Source organism: Micromonospora sp. NPDC050795 (assembly GCF_044456785.1).
Taxonomy (GTDB): Bacteria; Actinomycetota; Actinomycetes; order Mycobacteriales; family Micromonosporaceae; genus Micromonospora.
This window is the reverse complement of record NZ_JBITGE010000091.1, coordinates 1-2,460: the sequence shown is the minus strand read 5'-3', so window position 1 is coordinate 2,460 and position 2,460 is coordinate 1. Positions and strand designations below refer to the sequence as shown.

Genomic DNA, 2,460 nt, shown 5'->3' with positions numbered 1-2,460 from the left:
TCAGCTCGTCGGGGTACTTCTTCGGTGCGGCCACAGAACTTCCTCCCCATGATCAGTCGATCATGTTTGAGAAGCTCCGTCGAAACGGGGGGAACTCAAGACCCCCACCATCGGCGCCTCGTGGGAGGAACTGGCCGACCAGGCACGCGACCAGAACTGGTCACACGAGGAATACCTGGCCGCGCTGCTGCAACGCCAGGTCGCCGACCGGGAGTCCAAGGGCACCGTGATGCGCGTGCGCACCGCCCACTTCCCCCAGGTCAAAACCCTGGAGGACTTCAACCTCGACCACCTGCCGTCGCTTTCGCCTCCGCCGACGGCTCGGGCCGCTTTTTACGTCCGGTCTGGTCGTTCAGTGTCGCGGTCATCACGGCACCCTCCCACCAGGCACAACGCCTGGCGAGTCAGGCCGGAAACACCCTCAGATCCACAGTCCCTGTGGTGACGCTGATGTGCCTGATGTCGATGTGTGCGGTGGGGATGTGCGCGAAGGGGAGGCTGAGCGGGGACGGGTGGGGGTGGGGAAATAGCCGCGGTCCTCGCGGTTGGCGGCTCTCGGCTGTGCTGAGGCAGTAACGGTCGACAGCCGCGCCGCGGCGGCGATGCCCGCCGATGTCGTGGTTGGGGTGCCCGCCGGTGGCACGGTTGGGGTGGCGGCTGGTGGCATGGTTGGGGTGGGGAGGTGCCAGGGGGCGATGATGTCAGTCATGGTGACAGTGGTGGGCGCCGGTCGTGGCGGTGGCGGGTTTTCAGCGAGGTGTGGGGGCTGCCGCTGACGGTTGACAAGATCGACGATGCTCGGTATACGGCCGGGGCCGGTCAGGGCGGTGGGGCCGGTCAGGGCGGTGGCGGTGTTCCCTGCGGGGACGGGCCCGGCAGGGACGGCTGCTGCGGATTGCAGCCGCCATTTGCCGTCGGGAAGCGTGGTCGGATTATGGTGCAGGCCGTGCGCGGCCAACGCGGCGACCAACACCGGATCCGGCACCGCCGCCCGCCCCCCAGTGGCCGAGATGGTCCGCAGTGTGCTCACCAGTTTGCCGATGGGAACAGGGACGGTATGACCGGGCAGCATCACTGTGATGTTCTGCGTGATGGGGGTGCCTACCGGCAGGCGGTTCAACGCCTGCGCATAGTCCTGATCGGTCCAGGTGATTATGGCGCCGCTGGGTAGCAGCCGCCATTTGCCGTCGGGGAGCGCGGTCGGGTTGCGGTGCAGGCCGTGCGCGGCCAACGCGGCGACCAACGCCGGATCCGGCGCCGCCGCCCGCCCCCCGCTGGCCGCGATGTTCCGCAGTGTGTTCACCAGTTGGCCGATGGGAACAGGGACGCTATGACCGGGCAGCGTCACTGTGGTGTTGCCCGTGATGCGGGTGCCTGCCGGCAGGCGGTTCAACGCCTGGGCATAGTCCTGATCGGTCCAGGTGATTTTGGTGCCGCTGGGTAGCAGCCGCCATTTGCCGTCGGGGAGCGTGGTCGAGCTGTGGTGCAGGCCGTGCGCGGCCAACGCGGCGACCAACGCCGGATCCGGCGCCGCCGTCCGCCCCGCGGTGGCTGCGGTGTTCCGCAGTGTGTTCACCAGTTGGCCGATGGGAACAGGGACGCTATGACCGGGCAGCATCACTGTGGTGTTGCCCGTGATGCGGGTGCCTACCGGTAGGCGGTTCAACGCCTGCGCATAGTCCTGATCGGTCCAGGTGATTTTGGCGCCGCTGGGTAGCAGCCGCCATTTGCCGTCGGGGAGCGTGGTCGAGCTGTGGTGCAGGCCGTGCGCGGCCAACGCGGCGATCAACGCCGGATCCGGCACCGCCACCCGCCCCGCGGTGGCTGCGATGCTCCGCAGCCTGTTCACCAGTTTGCCGATGGGAACAGGGACGAGATGACCGGGCAGTGTCACTGTGGTGTCGTGCGTGATGCGGGTGCCTACCGGTAGGCGGTTCAACGCCTGCGCATAGTCCTGATCGGTCCAGGTGATTTTGGCGCTGCTGGGTTGCAGCCGCCATTTGCCGTCGGGGAGCGCGGTCGGGTTGCGGTGCAGGCCGTGCGCGGCCAACGCGGTGACCAACACCGGATCCGGCGCCGCCACCCGCCCCCCGCTGGCCGAGGTGTTCCGCAGTCTGCTCACCAGTTTGCCGATGGGAACAGGGACGATATGACCGGACAGCGTCACTGTGGTGTTGCCCGTGATGCGGGTGCCTACCGGCAGACGGTTCAACGCCTGCGCATAGACCTGATCGGAATACCTAGGTGCCATCCGGATCTCCTCATCTATTCGGTACTGGCCTCTCAACGACCGAAGATAGTCACGCGTTCAAGAGTTCCCCGGGCTTTGCCCCTGATCTTGCAGGGCGGTTGCAAGTTCCGGGGTTGGGCCTGCCCCGTTTTGACGGACATCCGAGATCAGGGGACCTGGGGTCTCCGGGAGGATGTCCAGCATCATGGAGAGTATGGGGAAGAAGCGGC

The 2,460-nt window shown here is 67.0% G+C and carries 2 protein-coding genes; one reads left to right on the top strand and one right to left on the bottom strand.

Annotated features, from left to right (window positions below; all coding sequences use genetic code 11):
* Positions 1-109: 109 nt before the first annotated feature.
* Positions 110-445, top strand: coding sequence for an ATP-binding protein (locus ACIBEF_RS32240; protein ID WP_396797200.1), 336 nt, complete (start codon positions 110-112; stop codon positions 443-445).
* Here the strand turns inward: ACIBEF_RS32240 and ACIBEF_RS32235 are convergent.
* Positions 422-2,251, bottom strand: a complete 1,830-nt coding sequence (locus ACIBEF_RS32235; RefSeq protein WP_396797199.1) for a hypothetical protein — start codon at positions 2,249-2,251, stop codon at positions 422-424. The genes ACIBEF_RS32240 and ACIBEF_RS32235 overlap by 24 nt on opposite strands.
* Positions 2,252-2,460: the final 209 nt, after the last annotated feature.

Coding starts and splice junctions, on each gene's coding strand:
- ACIBEF_RS32235 (WP_396797199.1), bottom strand. CDS start 2,251: ATGGCACCTAGGTATTCCGATCAGGTCTATGCGCAGGCGTTGAACCGT.